Here is a 5,876-nt window from a genome sequence, read left to right as displayed (position 1 = left end):
CTTCAAGGAAGGCATGATCGCGGCCATCAACGCCGGCAACCCGCAATATCTGCCGACGGTCGAGCAGGCGAACGAGATCATCAACAACACTGGCATCGCCGTCTCCAAGGCGCTCGCCGGAACCGCAAGCGCGGCCGACGCCCTGAAGGAAGCCGACGAAGCTAACAACGCCGCGCTCGCCCGCTAGGTCGAGAGGCGCGCCCTGCCGCGTGCGCTCCCTGTGCGCGGCAGGGTGAATTTCCCTGCATTCATGGATTGATGATGAGACCCGTGGCCGCAGCGTCCGATCCTACAAGGCATTTCTCCCAGCCGATCATCGTCTGCCTGACGGTAGCGTCGGTGGCGCTGACGCTGTTTGTCATCTGGATTTCCCTGCACGACCTCTCGCTGATGCGGGCAGGGCGCGAGAAGTTCGTCGGGCTCGACAACTATACCCGCTTCCTCGGCGATCCGCGCGCCATGGCCGCGCTCTGGCGCACGGTGCTCTTCACCGTGCTGGCGACCGTGATCGAGATCGCGCTCGGCCTTGCCGTCGTGCTCTTCCTCGACCGCGACTTCGCCATGAAGCGGCTGGTGCGGACGTTGCTTCTGGTGCCGATCATCATGACGCCTGTGGTCGTCGGCCTCACCTGGCGCTTCCTCTTCGATCCGGCCACCGGCATGGCGAACTATCTTCTGTCGCTGGTGGGCATCGCCCAGGTCGACTGGCTTGGCAGCCCGCGGATCGCGCTGTTTTCGGTACTGGTCGCCGACATCTGGCAGTGGACGCCCTTCGTCATCCTGCTTGTGATGGCCGCGCTTGAATCAGCGCCCACCGATCCGCTCAACGCCGCCCGCGTCGACGGCGCACGCGAATGGCAGGTCACCTGGTACGTGCTCCTTCCCATGCTGCGCCGGGCGCTTGCCATCGTCGCGCTGATCAGGGCGATCGACAGCATCAAGGCCTTCGACCTCTTCTACATCATGACGCGCGGCGGGCCGGCGTTGTCGACCGAGACGCTGAACTATTACGGCTATATCGTCGCCTTCACCAATTTCGACATCTCCTACGCCTTGGCTATCGCCATCATCCTGACCGTGTTCACCAATGTCGCGCTGCTCACCATGTACAGCGTGCTCTTCCCGAAGACGGGGGACCGCTGATGGCCAGGCGCGCGCTGTTCTATGTCGGTCTGGCCCTGCTTCTGCTTGCGGTGCTGTTCCCGCTCTATTGGGTCGTCGTCACCTCCTTCAAGACGACGCGCGACGCCTTCGCCATTCCGCCCGTCTGGCTGTTCAGCCCGACGCTCGACAACTATCGCACGGTGTTCGCCAATCGCGGCTTCCTTAGCGCCTTCGCCAATTCCTTCATCGTCTCGATCCTCTCCAGCGCGCTCGCCGTCGCCGTCGGCTCGGTCGCCGCTTATGGTCTGGCGCAGCAGCCGGCGGAGCTGCGCCGCGCCCGGGAGAAATTCATCCTCAGCCTGCGCATCGCGCCGGCGCTGCTCTTCGTCATCCCCATGTATTACCTGGCGACCCGCATCGGCGCGCTGAACAAGCACTGGCTGCTGATCGCCGCCTATGCCTTCGTCAACGTACCCTTCGCCATCTCGCTGCTCATCACCTTCTTCGACGACATCCCGAAGGAGTTGCGCGATGCCGCTCGCGTCGACGGCGCGCGCGAGTTTTCGATCTTCTGGCATGTGTATCTGCCGGCCGCGCGCGGCGGCATCATAGCCACGCTCATCCTGTGCGTGCTGTTCACCTGGAACGAGTTCTTCGTGGCGCTCGTGCTGACCGGCCGAGACACTCAGACGCTGCCGGTCTCGATCACCTCGTTCCTGACATTCCAGGGCATCCAATGGGGCGCGCTGACCGCCGCCGCCACCCTCATCATGCTGCCGATGATCGTGCTCGGCGTCCTGGTGCAGGGACAGGTGGTGCGCGGCATGACGCTTGGCAGCGTGAAGGGCTGAACAACCGATGGCGAAACTCTCGATACGGTCGGTCTCGAAATCCTACGGCGCGGTCCCTGTGCTGGACGACGTCTCGGTCGAGGTCGAGGAGGGCTCTTTCGTCGTGCTGCTCGGCCCGTCCGGCTGCGGGAAGTCGACGCTGCTCCATGCCGTGGCCGGGCTTAATCCAATCGACTCCGGCAGCATCGTCATCGGCGACCGCAACGTCACCAACCTGCCCGCGCGGGAACGCGATGTCGCGATGGTCTTTCAGTCCTACGCGCTCTATCCGACGATGACGGTGGCGCAGAACATCGCCTTCCCGCTCAAGATGCGCGGGCTCGATCGCAGGGCTTCGGACGAGAAGGTCGCCGGCGTCGCGCGCCTGCTGCAGATCGAGCCGCTGCTATCGCGTCTGCCGCGCGAGCTTTCCGGCGGCCAGCGTCAGCGCGTTGCCATCGGCCGGGCGCTGGTGCGCGACCCCCGCCTCTTCCTATTCGACGAGCCGCTGTCCAATCTGGACGCCGCACTGCGCACCGAGCTCAGGGCCGAGATCAAGCGCCTGCACCAGTCGATCCGCCGCACCATGGTCTATGTCACGCATGACCAGACCGAGGCGCTGACCCTCGCCGACAAGATCGTCGTCCTGAAGGCCGGCAAGATCGAGCAGACCGGCACGCCGCTGTCGCTCTATGACGATCCCGACAACGCCTTCGTCGCTGGTTTCATCGGCACGCCGCGCATGAACTTCCTCAAGGCGACGGTGGTCGATGACGGCAAGGCGCTCACGGCCGGCGAAGCGAGAGTGGACATTACGCATCTCAAGGCTCGGCTGGATAACGGCCGCATCGTCACGCTCGGCATCCGCCCGGAACATCTCGACGAGAAGGAAGGCGTGACGCTTTCTCTGGCCGTCGACGTCACCGAGCGGCTGGGTTCGACCTCATACGTCCACGGCGCGCTGCCCTCCGGCGAAACGGTCGTCGCCGAACGCCGCGAGGATCAGCCGCGCTTCGGCGAGACGATAACGCTGCGTTTCCAGCCCACCCGCGCCCGCATCTTCGACGCCGAGGGCAACCGCATCCGCTAGCGAGGCGTCCGCTGCTGACCGATCCCTGCCGGCAGCCTTCCCTGGTCATCAGCCGCCATCGACTCAGCTCAAGCGCCGCCGCCATGGCTTGGCGCATCGGCGGCGGCCATCCAGGATTTCAGGCGTTCGAGCATGGGCTCCGTCAGCGGGGTGGATTTCCGTTCCGCAAGATTGAAGAAAACCGTTTTGGCGGCGAGCTTCGCCGCGAGTTCGCCGCCATGCAGCCTGCGCATCTCGTAGTCCGTCTGGATGGAGGTGCGGCCGACACTGCGGACCGTGCCGTAGATTTCCACGATGACCCCCGATGGCACCTCGCCGACGAAGTCGATCTCATGCCGGACGTCGGCCCACCCCCTGTCGGCCCATTCGGGCGTCGTCGGCGCCCAGCCGGTCGCCTGTCCCAGCAGGATGTTGATGGCGTCGTCGAAGAAGGCGACGTAGAACCGCGTCGTCATGTGGCCCATCATGTCGCAATTCCAGGGTTGAACCACAGCTCTCGTCAGTAAGATCATCTTTGTTCCCGATAATTTATCCGATGCGACCACATCTAGACCAGCGGGGATTGGTTGTCTCCGTGGAGAGCCTAAAGCGCGTCGCGATCTTTCAGATTCGCTCCATGCGCTTTAGGGTTTTGATTTTACGCATGTCTTTATCGATTGCCGGACCTCTGACGGGTCGATTTTTTTACAGCGACGGCAGGATGCCCCGAATGTGGCTGGCGAACGCCTCGACGGCCGGCGATCTCGTGGTTTCGGCGAAGGCGATCAGGACGCCGAGCCGGGACAGTCTCGGAAGCGGCGCGTTGAGGATGAACAGGTCCGGCGGGACGGCCTTCTGCGTCATTACGCTTATCGCAAGGCCGGAGCGCGCCACGGCTATCAGGCCAGTGAGGCTGTTGCTGGCATAGGCTATCTTGTAGCGCAGCCCGGCACGGGATATGGCATCGCAGGCCGCCTTGTGGTCCATGGCGTTCGATGCCGGCAAGGCCAGCGGCACGGTCTCGCCGAACTCGTGCAGCTCCAGTGTCGGCTTGCTGCCGACCCAGACCATCGCTTCCGTGCGCACGACCTCCCTGGACGCGCTCGCGTCCGGAATGGAGACGAGCGCCAGATCGACCTGGCGCGCATGCAGCAGGTTGTGGAGCTCGACGGTCGGCGCGGCCACGACCTTGATCTCGATGTCCGGATAAAGGCTGCCGAAGCTTCTCAAGAGCGTGGGAAAGAAGGCGCTCAGATAGTCTTCCGGGCTGCCGAAGATGATCGAGCCCTGCAGGCCCTTGCCGGAAAAAGCCGAAACCGCTTCGTCGTGGATCTTGAGGATGCGCTCGGCATAGGCAAGGAAGCGTTCGCCGCTGCCGGTCAGGCGCACGCCGCTGCCGCTTCGATGGAACAGGCTCTGGCCACCGAGCGCGTCCTCGAGCCGCTGTATCTGCATCGTCACCGCCGATTGCGTGCGCCCGACCTGCACGGCCGTGGCGCTGAGCGTTCCCGAATGCGCCGCGCGCACGAAGGTTGACAGCAATTTGAGATCGAGGGGTGCGGCCATATCAATTCCATTGATATCGGAGTCCAATATCTATCAATTTTACTGCTGTAGCGCCAGCCGCTAATCTTCGGGTCTGCATTTTTGGCGAGGCTGCGAGATGTCGAGAAATCTGGATAATGCCTTCTGGTCGGCGGCGCGAAAGCACCTCATCCGCTATGGCGGCGCCTTCGAGCCCGCCATCATCGAGCGCGCCGAAGGCTCGTTCGTCTACGACGCCGACGACCGGCCGATACTCGACTTCACCTCCGGCCAGATGAGCGCGCTGCTCGGACATGCGCATCCGCGGATCGTCGCGACGGTGCGCCGCCAGGTCGAAACCGTGGCGCATCTCTTTAGCGGCATGCTGTCCCGCCCGGTCGTCGAGCTTGCTGAGCGCCTCGCCGCGCTGGCGCCCGGCCTCGACAGGGCGCTCCTGCTTTCGACGGGCGCCGAGTCGAACGAGGCGGCCATCCGCATGGCCAAGCTGGTGACGGGCAAGCACGAGATCGTCGCCTTCTCCAAGAGCTGGCACGGTATGACCGGGGTCGCCGCTTCCGCCACCTACAGCGCCGGGCGCAAGGGCTACGGGCCTGCGGCGGTCGGCTCGATCGCGATTCCGGCGCCGAACAGCTTTCGCCCGCGCTTCAAGAAGGCAGACGGCTCGCTCGACTGGGCGGCCGAGCTCGACGATGCCTTCGCCCTGGTCGACAGCCAGTCGACCGGCAGCCTGGCTGCCTTCATCGCCGAGCCGATCCTGTCGAGCGGCGGCATGCTGGAGCTGCCGCCGGGCTATCTCGCGGCGCTGAAGCAGAAATGCCACGAACGCGGCATGCTGCTCATCCTCGACGAGGCGCAGACCGGCGTCGGCCGCACCGGCGATATGTTCGCCTTCCAGCGCGACGGCGTCACGCCCGACATCCTCACTCTGTCGAAGACCATCGGCGCCGGCCTTCCGCTGGCGGCTGTCATGACGAGCGCCGAGATCGAGGAAACCGCGCATGAGCGAGGCTTCCTGTTCTACACCACCCATGTGTCCGATCCGCTCCCGGCCGCAGTCGGCGTGACCGTGCTCGATGTCGTCGAAGAGGAGCGCCTCGTCGAGCGCGCCCGCCATCTCGGCAAAAGGCTTTTCGACGGACTGTCCGAACTGAAGCAACGCTATGAATGCGTCGGCGACGTGCGCGGCCGCGGCCTGATGCTGGGCGTCGAGATCATCAAGAACGGAGAGAGCCGCGAGCCCGACCACGAGCTCGGCGCGAAGATTGCCGCGGAGGCATTCAGGCGCGGGCTCAGCATGAACATCGTCAAGCTTCCCGGCATGGGCGGCG

General features: G+C 64.6%; 6 protein-coding genes and 1 pseudogene. 5 read left to right on the top strand and 2 right to left on the bottom strand.

The window, feature by feature from the left end; all coding sequences use genetic code 11:
• From EOD07_RS19310 to EOD07_RS19295, 4 genes and pseudogenes are all read left to right on the top strand, one after another.
• Positions 1-187, top strand: a pseudogene (locus EOD07_RS19310) (sugar ABC transporter substrate-binding protein); the annotation flags it as partial.
• A 74-nt stretch (positions 188-261) separates the two neighbouring features.
• On the top strand, positions 262-1,143 hold the full coding sequence (locus tag EOD07_RS19305; protein ID WP_127236605.1) for a sugar ABC transporter permease: 882 nt from the start codon (positions 262-264) through the stop codon (positions 1,141-1,143).
• Positions 1,143-1,955: a carbohydrate ABC transporter permease gene (locus EOD07_RS19300; protein ID WP_040985766.1), complete on the top strand. Its 813-nt coding sequence runs from the start codon at positions 1,143-1,145 to the stop codon at positions 1,953-1,955. The genes EOD07_RS19305 and EOD07_RS19300 overlap by 1 nt, the downstream gene beginning before the upstream one ends.
• Before the next feature lie 7 nt (positions 1,956-1,962).
• A complete protein-coding gene (locus EOD07_RS19295) occupies positions 1,963-3,024 on the top strand; it encodes an ABC transporter ATP-binding protein (RefSeq protein WP_127236604.1) in 1,062 nt (353 codons plus the stop codon).
• A gap of 68 nt (positions 3,025-3,092) precedes the next feature.
• Here the strand turns inward: EOD07_RS19295 and EOD07_RS19290 are convergent, their stop codons facing one another.
• Together EOD07_RS19290 and EOD07_RS19285 are read right to left on the bottom strand one after the other, a co-directional pair.
• On the bottom strand, positions 3,093-3,536 hold the full coding sequence (locus EOD07_RS19290) for a thioesterase family protein (RefSeq protein ID WP_071030731.1): 444 nt from the start codon (positions 3,534-3,536) through the stop codon (positions 3,093-3,095).
• A 172-nt stretch (positions 3,537-3,708) separates the two neighbouring features.
• The gene (locus EOD07_RS19285) at positions 3,709-4,569 is read right to left on the bottom strand and encodes a LysR family transcriptional regulator (RefSeq protein WP_127236603.1); all 861 of its coding nucleotides are present in this window, start codon (positions 4,567-4,569) and stop codon (positions 3,709-3,711) included.
• Between the two features lie 97 nt (positions 4,570-4,666).
• Between EOD07_RS19285 and EOD07_RS19280 the strand changes: the two genes are divergently transcribed.
• On the top strand, positions 4,667-5,876 hold a 1,210-nt coding region (locus tag EOD07_RS19280), incomplete at its 3' end, for an aspartate aminotransferase family protein (RefSeq protein WP_164772357.1).

It is taken from the genome of Mesorhizobium sp. M2C.T.Ca.TU.002.02.1.1 (assembly GCF_003997225.1).
Note: the sequence above shows the minus strand (reverse complement) of the source record. Positions and strands in the feature narration are given on the sequence as shown.